The organism is Nocardiopsis deserti (assembly GCF_008638355.1).
GTDB classification, from domain to species: domain Bacteria; phylum Actinomycetota; class Actinomycetes; order Streptosporangiales; family Streptosporangiaceae; genus Nocardiopsis; species Nocardiopsis alborubida.
On record NZ_VWVS01000004.1, the window covers coordinates 193,563 to 209,929 of the forward strand.

Annotated in this window: 13 protein-coding genes; 6 read left to right on the plus strand and 7 right to left on the minus strand. The window is 71.3% G+C overall.

What is annotated here, in order from left to right; genetic code table 11:
* The first annotated feature begins 39 nt into the window (after positions 1–39).
* From FYW99_RS13620 to FYW99_RS13630, 3 genes are all read left to right on the plus strand, one after another.
* Positions 40–309 (plus strand): hypothetical protein, encoded by a 270-nt coding sequence (locus FYW99_RS13620; protein WP_150252420.1) that lies wholly within the window; start codon positions 40–42, stop codon positions 307–309.
* Positions 302–910 carry a DUF6879 family protein gene (locus tag FYW99_RS13625; protein WP_150252421.1) on the plus strand — a complete coding sequence of 203 codons (609 nt, stop codon included), beginning with the start codon at positions 302–304 and terminating at the stop codon, positions 908–910. The genes FYW99_RS13620 and FYW99_RS13625 overlap by 8 nt, the downstream gene beginning before the upstream one ends.
* Before the next feature lie 64 nt (positions 911–974).
* A complete protein-coding gene (locus tag FYW99_RS13630) occupies positions 975–3,338 on the plus strand; it encodes an ATP-binding protein (protein ID WP_150252422.1) in 2,364 nt (787 codons plus the stop codon).
* A gap of 187 nt (positions 3,339–3,525) precedes the next feature.
* Here the strand turns inward: FYW99_RS13630 and FYW99_RS13635 are convergent, their stop codons facing one another.
* The 4 genes from FYW99_RS13635 to FYW99_RS13650 form a co-directional block, all read right to left on the minus strand.
* On the minus strand, positions 3,526–6,666 hold the full coding sequence (locus FYW99_RS13635; protein WP_150252423.1) for a HelD family protein: 3,141 nt from the start codon (positions 6,664–6,666) through the stop codon (positions 3,526–3,528).
* Between the two features lie 409 nt (positions 6,667–7,075).
* On the minus strand, positions 7,076–7,780 hold the full coding sequence (locus tag FYW99_RS13640) for a hypothetical protein (RefSeq protein ID WP_150252424.1): 705 nt from the start codon (positions 7,778–7,780) through the stop codon (positions 7,076–7,078).
* A 54-nt stretch (positions 7,781–7,834) separates the two neighbouring features.
* Positions 7,835–8,335: a cyclic nucleotide-binding domain-containing protein gene (locus FYW99_RS32325; protein WP_223839000.1), complete on the minus strand. Its 501-nt coding sequence runs from the start codon at positions 8,333–8,335 to the stop codon at positions 7,835–7,837.
* Positions 8,336–8,488: 153 nt separating this feature from the next.
* A complete protein-coding gene (locus FYW99_RS13650) occupies positions 8,489–8,803 on the minus strand; it encodes a hypothetical protein (RefSeq protein WP_223839002.1) in 315 nt (104 codons plus the stop codon).
* A 712-nt stretch (positions 8,804–9,515) separates the two neighbouring features.
* On the opposite strand from FYW99_RS13650, the gene FYW99_RS13655 reads away from it, so the two are divergent.
* Complete coding sequence (locus tag FYW99_RS13655; RefSeq protein WP_150252426.1) at positions 9,516–10,484, plus strand: hypothetical protein; 969 nt, start codon at positions 9,516–9,518, stop codon at positions 10,482–10,484.
* On the opposite strand, the gene FYW99_RS13660 is transcribed toward FYW99_RS13655, so the two are convergent.
* Positions 10,433–11,053 (minus strand): hypothetical protein, encoded by a 621-nt coding sequence (locus FYW99_RS13660; RefSeq protein WP_150252427.1) that lies wholly within the window; start codon positions 11,051–11,053, stop codon positions 10,433–10,435. The genes FYW99_RS13655 and FYW99_RS13660 overlap by 52 nt on opposite strands.
* A gap of 212 nt (positions 11,054–11,265) precedes the next feature.
* On the minus strand, positions 11,266–12,282 hold the full coding sequence (locus FYW99_RS13665; protein WP_150252428.1) for an SEC-C metal-binding domain-containing protein: 1,017 nt from the start codon (positions 12,280–12,282) through the stop codon (positions 11,266–11,268).
* Positions 12,283–12,409: 127 nt separating this feature from the next.
* Between FYW99_RS13665 and FYW99_RS13670 the strand changes: the two genes are divergently transcribed.
* On the plus strand, positions 12,410–12,655 hold the full coding sequence (locus tag FYW99_RS13670) for a hypothetical protein (protein ID WP_150252429.1): 246 nt from the start codon (positions 12,410–12,412) through the stop codon (positions 12,653–12,655).
* Positions 12,656–12,927: 272 nt separating this feature from the next.
* Here FYW99_RS13670 and FYW99_RS13680 read toward each other — a convergent pair whose 3' ends face one another.
* The gene (locus tag FYW99_RS13680) at positions 12,928–13,635 is read right to left on the minus strand and encodes an MgtC/SapB family protein (RefSeq protein WP_150252430.1); all 708 of its coding nucleotides are present in this window, start codon (positions 13,633–13,635) and stop codon (positions 12,928–12,930) included.
* 263 nt (positions 13,636–13,898) lie between these two features.
* On the opposite strand from FYW99_RS13680, the gene FYW99_RS13685 reads away from it, so the two are divergent.
* Entirely contained in the window at positions 13,899–16,166 is a 2,268-nt protein-coding gene (locus FYW99_RS13685; protein ID WP_150252431.1) for an N-6 DNA methylase, read from the plus strand.
* Positions 16,167–16,367: the final 201 nt, after the last annotated feature.

Genomic DNA, 16,367 nt, shown 5'->3' on the forward strand with positions numbered 1-16,367 from the left:
CGCGCCCACCCCCCCGAACGGTGCACGGAAGGACTCGATATGACACACCCCTGGGAGGCGGACCCCAGCACGAACATGCTGCGCAGACTGGGCAGGTCGCCGGAGGAGCTGGACACCACCAACCACGTCAAGGGGTGCCCCGACATCTGGGAACTCTCCAATGGTGACATCGCGGTGATCGGCCGTGACCTGACTCGGAGCTACGCCCATCGGCTCCCCGAAGGAGCGTCGATCGCTGCCAACGAACGGCTCGTCGTTATCCCACGGATCACGCTGATCTCGGCGAAGGCGGACATTCCCGATGCTTGACACCATCGCCGCCCTTCCCGGTGACCGCCTCACTCTCGACGAGTACTCCGAGGACTTCGACATCCGTTTCAGCTCGCTCAGGAACACCGACGTCTGGAAGCTCGAACGGCAGCAGGAGTTCGACCAGCCGGAGGAGGAGAGCTGGTTGGCGTTCGCCAACGGCAGGAGGGGTGAGGCCCTGCGCATGATGGAGGAGGAGCGCGCTTCCCTGCGTGCGGAATTCAACCGTCTCGCTGGGCTGGGGTGCCGAATCCGCAGGGTGCGGGTCGTGGAGAAGCCGATCCCCCTCTACCTGCTCTGGGAACTGCACTCCCTGCGGATACGTGCCCAGTGCGGCGAGGACGTCCGTGTCGTCTCCGCCAAGCCGGTCGCGCCGTTCGAACGGGAGCGGCCGGTTCCGGAGATCGTCACCCTCGGCGACGCCGTGACCTACAGGATCCGCTACGACGACAGGGGGGTCCTCGACGGCGCCGTCAGGTACACCGACCCGGGCGTCACCACACGGTGCCGTTCTGAGATCGCGACCCTGCACGAGAGCGCCGAGGCCATGGAGGAGTTCTTCATCCGCGAGGTGGGTGGGGCGGAAGTCGCCTGTGTCTGACAGCAGACAGCACCGACCGGACGAAACGCCCGGTGACGGAGCGGACGACGATGTCCGGTCACGTATGTCCGACGTCTCCGGCCGTGCGGTGCAGGCGCGGGACGTTCGGGGCGGGGTTCACTTCCACGGGCACGAGCCCGCTCCCTCCCGTGCTCCGGTGCCCCGGCAGCTCCCCGCGGACGTACGCGGGTTCGTCAACCGCGTGGGTGAACTGGAGGTGCTCAGCACACACCTGCACCGCACCGGCGAGGAAGGGCACGGGTATGCGGAGTCCACGCTCCACGTCATCGCCGGTACCGCCGGGGTGGGCAAGACGGCCCTCGCCCTGCACTGGGCGCACCTGGTCCGGGAGCACTTTCCCGACGGACAGCTCTACGTCGACCTGCACGGCTACGGCCCCGGGCTCCCCATAGCCCCGGAACAGGTGCTCGACAGGTTCCTGCGGGCGTTCGGGGTGTCGGCTGACTCGATACCCGCCGACCTCGACAGCCGGGCCGCCCTCTACCGCTCCCTCCTGGCGGACCGACGCGTCCTGGTCCTCCTCGACAACGCGTCGACCACCGCGCAGGTGCGTCCCCTGCTTCCCGGCTCCTCGGGATGCGTGGTCCTGGTCACCAGCAGGGACCGGTTCTCCGGCCTGGTCGCCAGGAACGGGGCGCGGCGCCTGACCGTGCACACCCTTGCCCCCGACGAGGCCGTGGAACTCCTGGAGCACGTCACCGGCCACCACAGGCCCAAGGACGACCCGCGGGAGGTGACCGAGCTGGCCCGGCTGTGCGGACGGCTCCCTCTCGCCCTGCGCATCGCCGCCGAGCGGGCGGCCAGCCGCCCGTACATGCCTCTGGACGACCTCATCCAGGACCTGCGCGACGAGTCGGCCCTCTGGGACGCGCTGGCCACAGACGACGCGGAGGAGGCCGACGCGGTCCGCTCCGTCTTCGCCTGGTCCTACCGGGCTCTGCCCGAGGAGGCCGCACGTCTGTTCCGGCTGCTCGGCCTGCATCCCGGCCAGGACTTCGACGCGGGCGCCGCGGCGGTCCTGGCCGAGCTCCCGGTCCGCCGTGTCCGGCGCACCCTGGACGCCCTCGTGGGCGCCCACCTGCTGGAGCAGACCGGCACCGACCGCTACCGCTTCCACGACCTGCTCCGCTCCTACGCCACCGACCAGGTACGCCACGAGGAGGAGAAGGGCGTCCGAGAGCGTGCCCTGCGACGACTCCTGACCTGGTATCTGCGTGCGGCGGACGCCGCGGCCGGAGCCGTGGGCTCACACCTGAGGCACCTCGGAGCGCCCGAGGAGGAGGCCGAAGAGCTCCGTGAGTTCGCGGACAGCGCGGAGGCGGTCCGGTGGTTCGAGCTGGAGAGCAGGAACCTGACCGCCGCTGTGGAGGCGGCCGTCCCCGCGGGCATGGACGGCGTCGCGTGGCGGCTCGCCTCCGCCCTGAGGCACTTCCACACCTTCCACTCCTTCGACTCCGCATGGCTCACGACCGCCCGCCTCGGGCTGGAGGCGGCACGGCGGGAGGGCTGCGCCTCGGCCGAGGCGGACCTGGAGGAGAGCCTGGGTATGGCCTGTGTGCAGGCCAACCGCCCCGAGGAGGGCCTGGCCCACCACCGGCGTGCGCTCGAACTGAGGCGGGACGCGGACGACGGGTTCGGTGTCGCCATGTCGCTGAACGCCATCGGTCTGGCCCGCCTTCGCGCACACGGGCTCGGTGAGGCCCGTGAGCACTTCGAGCGTTCCCTCGAACTGGTGAGGCGTGCCGGTGAGCGCCTGTGGGAGGGGATCGTCCTCGGCAACCTCGCCCAGTGCGTGCTCGAACTGGGCGAACCGGAGGAGGCCACGGTCCTGGGCGAACGGGCCATCGGCATCCACCGGGAGACCGGTGACCGGATGAGCGAGTTCGCCTGTCTGGCCTCTCTGAGCGCGGCCTGGCGGGAGTTGGGCCGCACCGACCGCGGACTGTCCTGTGTACGGCGGGCACTGGAGGTCGCCCGCGAACTCGACGACGTCGTCCTGGAGGGGTTCGCGTACCTGGAGCTCGGCAGGGACCAGGTGCGGATCGGGGAGCTGGAGGAGGCCCTGTTCTCGTTCCATGAGGCGGCGGGCCTGCACCGCCGGACGGCCGACCACGTGCGCGAGGCCGAGGCCTTCGAGGGGGTGGGCGGGGTGTACACGGCTCTCGACCGCCCCGACGAGGCCGCCAAGTTCTACCGGCAGGCGGTCAGCACGTACCGCAGGTACCAGGATCGGTGGAGGCTGGCGGTGTGCCTGGACCGCCTGGCCTCGGCGCTGGCCGCCTCCGGGGAGGCGGAGACGGCCAGAGGGCACTGGCGCGAGGCGCTGGAGGCCCTGGAGGGGTTCACCGATCCCAGGGCCGCGCGCCTGCGCGAGGAGATCGGCGGCGGGTTGCGGGAGACGGGGTGAGCGACGGCTCTCCCCTGCGTGCGATCACAGGGAGGTCCTTTGGGCTTCCGACCCGCGGCTGCGGACCTGGTGAGGGGTCGCCACCGCCCCGGCGTGTCGTTGTGAGGCTTCCTTGCGCGCACTGCGCACGGGTTCCCTCGAAGTCCTGGGGCTCCCCCGCGACGCCGATCACGGTGACGGTCTTCGTTCACTGCGAGGCGGCTCCCGGGGCCGGAACGCCATCCTCGCCGCGCCACGTGTCCGTCTCCCGCCAGATCACCGACACCCCCAGGGCGCCGAGCAGCGCCGGGACCGACCACGCCTCCTCGGGGGGAGCGGGCAGGACGAGGCACACCCGGTCGGCGTCCGCTCCCCGGGCCCAGCGGGCCTCCAACGCCTCCAGGGCCGCCCGGCGCAGCCTCCCGTAACCGGTGTCCTCCTCGGGCAGGACCCGGTACAGCACCGACAGGCCGGAGAGTTCGCAGAGCACGTCGCCGCTCTCCTGGTCCTCCGGCCGGCTCCCCGCCCGGTACAGGTCGGCGATGAGGCTGTGGCGCAGGAAGCCGTACACGCTCTGGTCCTGGGTCTCCTCCCGCTGTTCGAGCCCGGCCAGGAACAGGCGCAGGTGCTCGGCCGCGGTGGGGTCCTGGGGCCCGGCCTGCGGCGGAACCGGTGGTGTGGGTGCGCTCATCGGCTGTTCCTCGGTCCGCTCGGTCGTGGTGTCACTGTGCCTTGTGGTGGTGTCACGGTGCCCGGTGAAGGCGCGCTGGGAGACCCGGGAGCTGATCCCCGCCCTGTGCTGGGCCCAGCTGCGTTCGGCGTGCACGGTCTGGTAGTCGACCACCGACGCGGCGGGCCGGTCCAGGACCAGCCGGTAGCCGTCGCGCTCCAGGTGCCATCGACCGTCCGTGCGCCGGGCCTGGCGACCCTCGGCCAGGAAATCACCGAGCATGGCGCGGATCTCCGCCTCGGCCTCCCTGGCCGTGGCCCTGTGGCGGACCGCGAAGCGGGCGCGCGCCGCGGCGCTGACCGTGATCGCGGAAGCCCGCACGGAGGGCTCCAGCCGGGCTCCGGTGTCCAACCCGGCGGGCGAACCCAGTACGGTCGGCTGGTCCTGCGGGCGCCGGGCCCGTCTGGTGCGGTAACCGTCGCACCCGGGCTGTCGGCACCAGCCGTCCGGGGAGCTCGTGCGGTTGCGGCACCGCTGACCGTCGGCGTGGTGACGGGTGCAGGCCCTCTCCTGTGCTGGCACGGGGACGGACGGATCGACCAGGGTGTCGGGCAGAGGCTCGGTGTGCAGGACGGTCAGGGTCTGGGTGCACCGGGTCAGCGCGACGTAGAGCCGTCCGTGGCCTCCGGGGCCGGAGTCGCAGATCTGGCGTGGTTCCACCAGGACGACGTGGTCGAACTCCAGTCCGCTGACGTCGGAGGCAGCCAGGGCCCGGACGGCGCCGTTGACGGGCTCGGGGCCTGCCGCCAGGGCGTCCGCGATCGACTTCAGATGCGGGGAGGCGTCGTCGGCGATGACCGCCACGGAGCGCTCACCCCCCTTGGCCAGCAGCTCGGTCACGCGCTCACGGACACCGTCGACCAGTTCTCCAGGGGCGAGACGGGCCATGGTCAGCTCCCCGTCCCGGGGCGCGCGGAGCGTTTCGGGGAAGGTGGTCAGCTCGGAGGCGGCCACGGCGGCGGGGACGGCCGTGTGCATCACCTGGCTGGGGATGCGGTACCCGAGGGTGAGTTCCTGGAGTTCCCAGCCGTCGGGCAGTTCCAGGTGGTCGGTCAGGGCCGCCCAGTCGGTGTGGCTGTGCGCCCCCGTGGACTGGGCGAGGTCACCCAGGATGGTGAGGGAACCGCTCGGGCAGCGGCGGGCCAGGGCGCGCAGCTGCATGGGAGTGAGGTTCTGGGCCTCGTCCACCACGATGTGCCGGTAGCGGTCGGGGACGTCTCCGTTGAGGAGGATCCGCAGTTCCTCCAGACAGAGCAGGTCGGCGCTGGTCCAGGACTCCTGGTTCGCCTGTCCGGCCGCGGGGCGGTGCAGGGCGGACCGTTCCTCGGCGGTGAGGACGCCCTCGGACGCCTGTTCCAGAACCTGGGGGTCGTCGAGAAGTCTGCGGTACAGGCGGTTCTCGGAGATCCTGGGCCAGGTGGCGTTGACGGGACCGGCCAGCGCGGAGGTGATGCGGCGGCGCAGTGCCTGGCCCTGGCGGCGCTGCCGGTAGGAGGTCTGGTTGATCATGTGGTCCACCAGCAGATCGGTGAAGCGCTGGCGGCCGACGTTCAGGGAGACGTCCAGCTCCAGGACCTCGTCGAAGATCCGCTCGATGTCGGCCCCGTCCACCGTCAGGGTCTCCTCGTCGACCCGGATTCTGAGCCGCCCGTGGTTGAGGAACTTCGACCAGGCTCCCCGACGCACCGTGCCACGGACGGCTTCGCGCAGGACCTCGGCCATCCGGGCGTCGGACTTGGTCCTGTGCTGCTCGGCGGTGTCGTGGCCCCTGGCCTGCCCCGGGCACAGGTCGTCGACGCGCAGCGAGGTCACGCCGCGTGTGCCCAGTGAGGGCAGTACCTCGCTGACGTAGTCGAGGAAGTACCGGCTGGGGCCGACGACGAGGATCTGCCCCGGGGTGAAGCGGTCGTTGTCCAGCAGCCAGGTGACACGGTGCAGGCCGATCGCGGTCTTGCCGGTCCCCGGTCCGCCCTGGACCACCAGCGCCCCCGGCCGGTCGTGGCAGACCAGGTCGAGCTGGTCGCGGTGGATCGTCTCGACGATGTCGCGCATGAGCCCGTCGCGGGAGCGGTCCAGTTCCTGGGGGAGGAACGGGTCCTGGGCCGCGCCCGCCTCCTGCTCCTTCCGGGCCCGGACCACGGCCGCCACCCGGGTCGGGGAGACCTGGTCCGGAGAGGGGCCGTCGGCCTTCCGGACGAGTTCGTCGTGGTAGTCCACCACGCGTTCGCCGCGGCAGCGCAGGCGTCGGCGGAGCGTCACCGTGCCCTTCTCGGTTCCCCGCTCACGGCGCCAGCGGACCGCCGCCGGGTTGGTCCACTTGATGACGAAGACGTTCCCGTTCTCGTCCCGGATGCTTCTGCGGCCCACGTAGAAGGTCTCGTCGCCGCTCTCCTCCGCAAGGTCCACGCGTTGGACGACGAGCTGCTGTCCGCCGAGCTCGTACTCCGCGACCCAGCGCGCGTACTCCTCGTGCTGGGCCACGCTGTCCTTGGCACTGGCGGCGGCGTCGGCCGTGGCCAGCCACCGGGTCCGGTCGCGCTGCCGCTCCAGACAGCGGTGGGCCCGGTCCACCGCGGCCTGTTCCTGCTCGATGATCCGTTGGCGGGTGTTGCTCCCCATCTCCTCGCCTCCCTCACGGAGAAAGGTGCGGTGGGCGGCGCCGCGGGGGCGGTGACGTCACCCTGGTCGAACCGGTCACGGAACAGTCAGCACGCGGGGCTGGGGGTTCATGTTCGTGAATCGGTCCGTTTTCTGGCTCTGTGTGCACTCACGGAAGCAGTAAGTTCATGACAGCATAGTTTGCCTTGTGAATATTGCCAACCATAATAACGAAGAAGTTCTTCGCTGCCGGTGACCAGGTGCGGCCACGCCATGGAGGCGCCCTGTCCCAGGCCCTCACACCGACACGGCCTTCCCGGCGGTGACGGCGCAGGACGGCACCAGCAAGGCTGAGGACACCGCTTCGGCCCACACGTGGGTGGACCCACGGGCGCCCGTGTCAGCGCCCGTGGGTCCAACGCGGCCGGAGTCATTCCTGCGGCCATCGCACCCTGAGACGTTCGATCAGGTCGCGGCGCTCGAAAGCCTCAAGGATCTCGGTCAGACGCCGCAGCATCGAGGTTCGCTCGTGGTTCTCCAGGTCGGACAGGAAGGCGTCCAGCACCGGAGCGCCCTCGCCCTCCCGTATCCCCCTGAGGCCCTCGTTCTCCTCCTCCGGTGTGGCCATCAGGTCGAGGGCCGCACCGGCGTGCTCGACCTCGTGGAGGCGATCCGGATTCTGCTCGAACCACCACACGCGTGCCACGAGGGGATCGCTGAGGACGTCGCGACGCAGTTCACGCACCCGGCGCATGCGCACCTGGTGGAGGGCCGCACGGATCTCCTCCTGGGTACCCACGCGCTCACGCTCTCGTTCCAGGGCCATGTCATCCGGGTCCACGGCCAGGACCGCTGTCACCGCCAGGTCGCGCACCTCCTCCTGTTGGAGGAACCGTCCATCCGCCAGCGCGCAGGCGATGTCCGCTTCGGCCGTTCCCCTGTCCCCCAGGTGGAACTGGGCGCTCCGCTCCGAAGCAAGCCGGATGACCTCGCGCTGGATGTGTGCCAGGGCCCTCGCACGGGCGGAGGCGCTGGAACCGTTCCACGCGACCGTCGCCTCGAAATCGGCCTCGAACCACATCCCCTCCGAACGACTGGGCACGCGGGCCTGGAACGCGTGTCTCGTCCGGGGCACGGAAGGCGATGCTCCAGATGGGTACGTCGCCCCGCGCACGGGGCCGCTTGTCGGTCACCGGTCCTCCTCGTCCTTGCTCAGTGCGCGGTGCAGTGCCTCGAGCACCGGCGCCCTCCGTGTGTGGGCATGCCTCCAACGCCTCAGGTTGCGTTTCAGGGCGAGGAGGAATCGCTCGTTGACCATGGCCGCGCGCAGCAGCATTCGGGAGGTTTCGGAGTCGGTCCGTCTCTGGGACAACACGTCGAACCAGGACCACAGGGCGCGACCAGCCTCGGTCCCACCGGCACTCGCCCCGGCCCAGGCAGCGGCCACGACGCCTGCGTCGACCTCCCCCAGCATCTCCCCGCGGGTGCGGAAGGCCAGGGGAACACAGGAGCCGTCGATCCTGACGGAGACCACCTTGGCGCGGCCGTTCAGCATGAGGTGCACCCCTCCGCCGACCTCGCCCTGCCGTAGGAGCGCCTCACCCCGGGCGAACCTCCGTGTCATCGCCGACGCGGTCAACCGCTCCCACTGTTCGTCGGTGACCAGTCCTCCGGATCCGTGCCTGTCCACGCTCGCGACTCTCCTCTTCCCCGGGGCTGTAAACGGCAGGACGATTCTCACCGGTCGTGTCCGCCCGGGCACGGTGGTGGCCGGGTCCGGCCACCACCGGTACGGATGCTGCCGACGGGCCCCCGAGGCGGAACGCGGAGAACGCACGCTCTTTCAGGCGACGGCCACGGCGACGGCGAGCTGGGCGACCGCGGCGATCCCGGACACGATGGTGGCGGCGGAGACGACGGCGGGAAGGGCCCTCTTCCAGCTGGCGAAGACCTTGGCTCGGAGCTCTCCCCAACCGCCCGTGCGCACCATCAGTTTCGCCGTCTGCCACCGGTGCTGCTCGATGTGGCACCCCGGAAGCAGACCCGGGGAGTTGTTGCGGCACCGCGTCTTCTCTCCCCGGTTCCAGGCGCCGCACGGCAGCGGCATCTGGAAGAAGACGTAGAGGACCGAGACCGCGGAGGCGACCGCGATCCACATCGGCCCCACTTCAGGGAGAAACCATCCGAAAAGTGCGAAAATGATGACCGCCACACCCCAGTAGCGCCAGGGGCTACGCGTTTTATTCTTGGCCATACCGACAATCCTTGACTGGCCACACCGATGGCAACAAGAGGCGGATATCCCAGAAAGTGGCCGACACAGGACATGAAACCGACGCATGAAACAAAAAAGGGGAGGGAAAGCCATGGCGACAGATAGACATATTATTTCCCAATATGACAATTCGGAATTTTCGTCTGTTTGGTGGATACGCTAACCCTGTCCCCACCCCTCGACAGCCCCGTTTGAAGAGCGGACCAGCAGTCCCGGCACGGACCTGGGCCGCAACTCCGGTTCCCACCACGCGAACGCCTCACAAAAAACACTGGCCACAGCATGCGCACATTCGGTGGCCTCAACCGGCCATGTGGGATTCGGTGAACGAACTTCGGGCAGAAAGCAGGCGAACGCCGACGCGGAACCACGAGGTGAAGCGGTGCCCCGTTCCCCCAGGCCGTCCCCATCCGTCAGTCACGCCCCACCCGATCCCCTCGCCGCCGTACGCGGCCGGATCCTGCTGCATGTCAAGGGCACGGCCAACGCACCGCTGGACAGGGTTTCCGCCGGATTCGGAGGCGTGGTGTTCTCCGGAGGGCGCGCACAGGAAAAGGCGAAGGAATTCGCCAGAAGAACGGGTCCTGTCTGCCCCGTGGTCCTGGATCCCTCGGCATACGAGGACCTCTACGCGACCCCCGGGGAACCCTTCACGCTCGAACGGCAGCTCCGCATCGACACCCGCCGAACCGGCGTCGGAGCGACCCTGGAACAGTTGGCGTCGAACCCCGTCGACCTGGTCCTGACCCCCACCCGGTACCTGCGGTGTGACGACGCGGGAGGGCGGGCCCTGGACGAGGCCGTCAGACAGGTGAACGAAACGGACATGCGGGGCGCGGTCTTCGCGGTGCCCGTCGACGCGCGGTGGCTCACCGACCGCCGCGAGCACCTGATCACCTCCCTGCGGCGTGTGCGTGCGCCCAAGGCACTGATCCTCGGGGACCGGGGGAACCCGGTGGGCTCGGGAGCAAGGGCGAAGGCACTGCGGGAGGTCCTCCGCACCTGTCCGGAGACCGCACTGCTCAGAACCGATCTGACCGCACTGGACGCGATGGCGCACGGGGCGGCGTTCGCCTCCATCGGCGACACCGCCTCGGTCCGCCACGCGGTTCCCCCGGGGAAGCAGGGCGGCGGACCGGGTCCGAAGTCCAGTCCCGACGTCATCATGCCCGCCCTGATGGGCTACTTCCACGGCTCCACCCTCGCCGAACGGCTGCGGGGATCCCGACCATGTGACTGCCTGCCCTGCGTCGAATGGGGCGAGGCACGCGACAACGGTGAGGTGGGCAGGCCCCTCACCGACTTCCAGGACACCTCCGACACGGAAGGGGCCCACGCCCACAACATGGCGCTCTGGTCCCGGTGGTGGAGGGAACTGCGTTCCGAGCACTCCCCCGAGGGCATGAGGGCGCGGTGGCGGGGAATGTGTCAACGCGCCCATCTCGAATACGAGTGGCACAACAGGGCGATCTCCCCCAGGCAGGACACGTTCACGGCCTCGGACGCGCTGGGCTACTGGGCGGGGAACAGGGACGAGGGGTTTCGCTCCTCCACGGCCCGGTGAACGCGCTCGGCGAGGCGCCAGTGGAGCGCTGCGGCGGACTCGGGAACCTCCGTGCGGGGCTTCACCAGAACCCTCACCCCATCGCCGTCGAGCTCCGCCAGCCCAACCCCGTAGAAGTCCGCCTCCCAGCACGCCCGCTCCCGGTCCTCACCGAGCGGTGGACACACGGCCGTGCGTGGCGCGACGGGGCCGAGCACGCAGGCCCGGTCGAGTGCGTCGAGCCGTCCCTCCCCCCGGGTGACGAGCAGGTCCAGCCGCACGGGGGTGTCCGCGATCCGAAGAACCCGCCCGCTCCTGCGTGATCGCGTCCACGCGGGAAGTGCGGGGAGGATGCGCTGTTCGCGTTCGGTCAAGGCGTCGACCGGAACCCACTCCCCCAGGGGAAGCGCCTGAAGCACCTGGTAGAGCCCCAGACGCGAACCGAGCACCCTGCCGCCCGCACGTAGTCTGCCCTGTTCCGCGACGGGACGGTACACGGCCGTGACCGCACCGCCGCGCACGCACAGCTCCACGGCCCGCGCCTCCGCGGAGCCGACGAGCGCACGAACGTGGTGAGACCGGAGTTCCATCCCACCGATGGTGGCAGAGAACCCGTGCCCTGTCCGTGGTTGTCCACAGGCCTGGTCGGTCGTCAAGCGCGGCGGGAGCGCACACCGGTCGCCGGAGCGGCGAATCCGAGGGGATCCCAGAGACGGCGCGTGCCACTGTGGGCTCCACGTCACCGCCACCGGGGGCTGTCCCCTGTTCCGGGGATCAGTATCGGCGTCGAAGGTGGCGCGGGTCACCGGTTGGATGGTGACCCGCAGCACTTCTTGTACTTGCGCCCCGATCCGCACCAGCAGGGCTCGTTGCGACCGGGCGGCCACGACCGCAGCCTCGGGTCGTCCGCACTGAGCTCCAGCTCCACCCAGTCAAGAGCGGTGTCGCTGCTCACCGGATCCTGGCCGGAGCGTTCGGCGAACTCCGCGACCTCCTCCACACCGTGCAGCACCACGCTCCGCGGCGTTCCGGGGTGTTCTCGGTCCCGCTCCCGCAGGCTCCGTTCGGCGGCGCGGTAGTAGGCGTCGGCGTCGTGCTCGGCGGCCTCCCCCGAGAGCAGTCCCCGGGCACGGGCCGCGTCGAAGGCCTCGCGGGAGTAGAGCGTCTCCACCTCCCGGCCCGGCCCCTCCTCCTCCGGCCAGCCCTCCTCTTCGTAGGGCAGTCCCAGCGCGCCCTCCGCCTGCCGTTGGGCCACGACCAGGGCCACCTCGTCGTGGCCGTCGTGCGGCAGGCCCAGCTTCATCCGCGCCAGCAGGCGGTTGACGAGCGGGGACAGGGAGAGGTCGTCCGCCCCCGCGAGTTCCTCCGGCGGCTCGGCGAGCAGTCGCCGGGCGGCGATGTTGAAGCAGTGCAGCGCCTCCTCCCAGCGTTCCAGCTCCCGTAGGTCCTCACCGAGCAGGTCGGCGGGCCCCTCTCCCAGGTGTCCGGGGCGCAGCAGCTCGGAGGTGATCCGGTCCGCCTCGGCCCTGTCCCGCGGATCCTGGCTCTTTCGCAGGAGGTCGGCCAGTTCGACGGAGGCGTACTGGCCGACCTCCGATGCGGGAGGGTGCTCGCACACGGTCTCCAGCAGGCGGCGGGCCTGGTCGTCGCGCCCCGCACGGCGCAGTTCCACGGCGGAGTCCATGAGGACCTCGCCGGTGTCGTCGGGGTGGGCGGCCAGCTCCTTCAGGACGCGATCGGGCAGGTCCAGTTCCCGGAGCGCGGCCGTCAGGGATCCGTCGTCACCGGCTGGAGAGGTGGAGGAGACGTGCTCGTTCATGTCCACCAGGCTAGAAGCCGCTGGAACAACAGGCGGCCCGTCTCCCGAACCGGTGACCTCCGGCCACCCGGCCAGTGGGGACCTTGGCCCCTGCCGGTTGTCGGTGGGGGAAAGCATCATGTGCCCCATGGACACTCCACCGTTCGGCCCGAACGCCATCCTGGTCTCGCCGACCCGCATGGCCCACCGCCCCGGTTGCGGCCACAACGACGAGCCCCGCATTCGCTCCGGAGAGCACTCCGGCTGGGGGTGGATATCCGAGGCCGCCGCCGAGGAGTGGCTGCGGATCAGTGCGGATCACCCCCTACAGGCCACCGAGGGCGACGTCTCGCTGCTCGCCTCGAAGCGGTGCAGGGACTGCTCTGATCGCTGACTCCCCTGTGGGGGGGCGGTCAGTGGTGCACGTGGCCGCGGGGGTCCAGCAAGGTCACCAGGGTCTGGGCCGTGCCGACGGGGGGGTGACCGCGTGGGGCACGGACGCGGCCACGCGCGCCCTCCCTCCCGGTTCCAGCTCGTGGCTCCGGCCCTCGGCGTCGAACCGGACACGTCCCTCGACGACCCGCACGAGGATCGGTGAGGGGGAGGTGCGCTCCCTGAGCGGGGCGCCCCGCACGGAGTTCCCGCCGGGAGCCGCCAGAGCCGCCCTCACTCCGCCTCGTCGTCCAACTCCTGCCAGCGCACGGACGAGACCTCCGGTTCCAGGCTGAGCCTCCTGACCAGCTGCTCCACGGCCTCGTCCTGGTGTCCGGCCGCGAAGATGTCGGCGTACACGGACACCAGGTCCTCGTCCTCGTCAAGGTGGCGGCAGTCCAGGGAGCGCAGTGTGAACTCGGTCTCGGACAGCGCCTGGAGCAGCAGGGCCCGTACGTGGGGGTCGTGGGCGTCCGTGCACACGACCCGGACCCGGTAGACGGTCTCGCTGTCCTTGGAGTTGACGGGAGAGCTCTTCTGCAACCGCCGGGCCACCGGGCGCAGCAGGACGTTGGCGGCCACCACCGCCACCGCGCCCATCGCCGCGACCAGGTAGACGCCGCTTCCGGCCAGGACGCCCACGGCGGCGGCGCACCAGATCGTCGCGGCCGTGTTGATGCCGCGGATGTTGATGCCGTCGCGCAGGATGACGCCCGCGCCGAGGAAGCCGATGCCCGACACCACCTGGGCCGCGACACGCGTGGGGCTGACCTCGTCGACGGCGTAGGCGGCCAGCAGGACGAACAGCGCCGACCCCACGGCGACGAGCGCGTTGGTGCGCAGGCCCGCCATGCGGGCCCGCCACTGGCGTTCGACGCCGACCAGCGCGCCCAGTCCGAACGCGCAGCCGAGCCGGAGTGCGGCCTCCCACCATTCCAGCATCCGCCCACTTCCCCCACAGGTCGCCCGTCCGGTCCGCTTCGGAGGCTTCGCGGCGCCAGAACGCCGACACGCTCGGGACATCGCGCCCATCCCACCGGATACTGGACACGGCTACCCGCTCCTCCCCCGCGTACACCCCTTCTTCTGTGAAGGCGCCCAACCACCACGGACCACCAGACCAGAAGCCCACGAACAGGGTTTTCACCAGGCGCGTGTGTATAGTCGTGACCGGTCTGCTGTCGTCCCGAACGGGTGGGGAAGCCATGGGCACCGGTGAGGTGGAGGTGAGCTCGGCCGACATCGCCAGGATCGCGGGCGTGAAGCCGACGGCGGTGAGCAACTGGCGGCGCCGCCACGACGACTTCCCCAGGCCGGTGGGGGGCACCGACCGCAGCCCCCGGTTCGACCTGGGGCAGGTGGAGGAGTGGCTGTCCACCCACCGCCAGGTCCCGAGCATCGACCCCGACCAGCGCCTGTGGCAGGCGCTCGACTCCCTGCGCGCCTCCGTCCCCGTCGACGCGGTGCTCGTCCAGGCCGGGGTGCTGCTGTGGCACCTGAGCCGCGACCCCGGTTCCGGGGGACGCGACACCGGGGAGCCCGGTATCGGGGAGCGCGGCTCCGGGGAAGTCGGGGAACAGGTCGGATCCGCGCTGGCGGGGCGCGCGTGGCGGAACTTCGAGGATCTCCTGGAAGGCGCGGGTCTGACCGGTCTGGTCGAGCGGCGCCCCGAACCCGTTCCGGGCGCCCAGCTGGCGCCGCTGGCCGACGCGGCGGTGCGCGCCGCGCGGGAGAGCGATCCGCGAACCGCCTTCGAACACCTGCTCAGCCGCCTGGACCAGCGCTCCCCCTCCGGCTCGCACACGGTCCCGCCCGAGTTGGCCGACCTCATGGTGGGTCTGGCCGGAGTCGGAGTCGGGAACGCCGGAACCGACCCCGAAGACAGCGGGGGCGAGCGAGCCGGGGCTACCGGGGACGCCGGAACCGGTTCCGAGGACACCGCGGCCGCGGAGGGGGACAGTGCCGGGAACGGGGACGGCCTCACCGGCACCGTGGCCGACCCCGCGTGCGGGCGGGGCGGGCTGCTGCTCGCCGCCGCGCGCGGCGGTCGGCGCGCCCTTCTGGGACAGGACCGGGACGCCGCCTCGGTGTGGCTGGCCGCCCTTCGGCTGGCCTTCGCCGGGGCCCTGACCGGAGGCACGGACCTGCGGGCGGCCGACGCGCTGCGCCTCCCCGCGTTCGCCCCGACCGCACCGGACGGCGCGGACGGCGCCGACGCGGTCGTGTGCGCGCCGCCGTTCGGTGAGCGCAACTGGGGCCATGAGGAACTCGGGGAGGACCCCCGGTGGACCCACGGGGTCCCCCCGCGCCTGGAGTCCGACCTGGCCTGGGTCCAGCACTGCCTGTCCCTGGTACGTCCGGGCGGCTCAGCGGTCGTGCTGATGCCCCCGGGCGCCGCCCAGCGACCCTCGGGTCGGCGCATCCGCCGGTCGCTGCTGCGCGCGGGCGCCTTCCGCGCGGTGGTCTCGCTCCCGCCCGGGTTCGCGGCCCACTACGCCGTCCCCCTCCAGCTGTGGGTGCTGCGCCGCCCGGAACGGGACGCGGTCCCCGCTCCCGTGCTGCTCGTGGACACCGCCCCGCACGAGCCCGGGCAGGCCTCCGCGCCGGGCGAGGTCCTCGGTCGGATCGACCGGCTCTGGCGGGAGTACCTGGCCGACCCGGAGGGTTTCGCCGAGCATCCGGGGGTGGCGCGGACGCTGGAGGTGGTCGACCTGCTGGACGAGGACGTGGACCTGACCCCCCGCACGCGCCTTCCGGTTCCGCGCGCCGCGGCGGGGGACCTGGACCTGTTCGCCGAGCGGCGCACGCGCCTGGAGGGCGCGCTGCGCACACTGCGCACGCTCCTGCCCGAGGCGCCTGGGGATGAGCCCGGCGGCGAGGCGGTCGGGGTGGTCACGCTGGGCGAGCTGGCCCGGGCCGGGTCGGTGACGATCCGGCGGCCCCTCCCCCGGCGTTCGGCGGAGGAGGCGGGCCCGCGCACCAGCGCCAGGGTGGTCACCGGTGAGGACGTGGCACGGGGGGCGGGGGCCTCGCGCACCGAGGAGGTGGACGCCGACCCGATGCGCAATCCCCCGATCCAGGAGGGCGACGTCCTCATCCCGGCGTTGGCGCCGAGGCCCGCCGCGCGGGTGGCGACCGGGGACGACGCGGGCGCCTACCCGGGCGGCGGCCTGTACGTGGTGCGCACGAACCCGGGCGCGGTCGACCCGTGGTTCCTGGCGGGGTTCGTCAGCAGCTCCGGGGAGAGCCAGAACATCACCCGGGTGAGCAGCAGCATGCGGGGGCATCTGAGGATCGATCCGTCCCGGATGCGGCTTCCGGTGCTGCCCGTGGAGGAGCAGAGGCGGTACGGGGAGCTCTTCCAGAAGGTGGCGCGGTTCCGGGAGGCCCTGCTGGAGTTCCAGGGGTGGGGCGAGGAGCTGGCCGACCAGGCCGTCGACCTGGTCGCCGGGCGGTGGGAGACCTCCTCCTAGCGGCCGCGGGGAGCACCGGCCCGCTCCTTTGCACAGGGGCATCGCAACAGGTCCTGGAAACCACCCGAGGTCCACCGGTCCGACATGAGCAGGCGGGGCGCGGACGGCCGGGTCCCGCGCCGGGCCGACGGCAAGGTGCTCGAAGGCCCCGGACACCGGCCGCCGGTCCTCGACGACGTCGTCGAATGACCGACTGCCGGG

Coding starts and splice junctions, on each gene's coding strand:
- FYW99_RS13680 (WP_150252430.1), bottom strand. CDS start 13,635: ATGCTGGAATGGTGGGAGGCCGCACTCCGGCTCGGCTGCGCGTTCGGA.
- FYW99_RS13630 (WP_150252422.1), top strand. CDS start 975: ATGTCCGACGTCTCCGGCCGTGCGGTGCAGGCGCGGGACGTTCGGGGC.
- FYW99_RS13665 (WP_150252428.1), bottom strand. CDS start 12,282: ATGAACGAGCACGTCTCCTCCACCTCTCCAGCCGGTGACGACGGATCC.
- FYW99_RS13635 (WP_150252423.1), bottom strand. CDS start 6,666: ATGGGGAGCAACACCCGCCAACGGATCATCGAGCAGGAACAGGCCGCG.
- FYW99_RS13625 (WP_150252421.1), top strand. CDS start 302: ATGCTTGACACCATCGCCGCCCTTCCCGGTGACCGCCTCACTCTCGAC.
- FYW99_RS13685 (WP_150252431.1), top strand. CDS start 13,899: ATGGGCACCGGTGAGGTGGAGGTGAGCTCGGCCGACATCGCCAGGATC.
- FYW99_RS13620 (WP_150252420.1), top strand. CDS start 40: ATGACACACCCCTGGGAGGCGGACCCCAGCACGAACATGCTGCGCAGA.
- FYW99_RS13660 (WP_150252427.1), bottom strand. CDS start 11,053: ATGGAACTCCGGTCTCACCACGTTCGTGCGCTCGTCGGCTCCGCGGAG.
- FYW99_RS13670 (WP_150252429.1), top strand. CDS start 12,410: ATGGACACTCCACCGTTCGGCCCGAACGCCATCCTGGTCTCGCCGACC.
- FYW99_RS13650 (WP_223839002.1), bottom strand. CDS start 8,803: ATGTGGATCGCGGTCGCCTCCGCGGTCTCGGTCCTCTACGTCTTCTTC.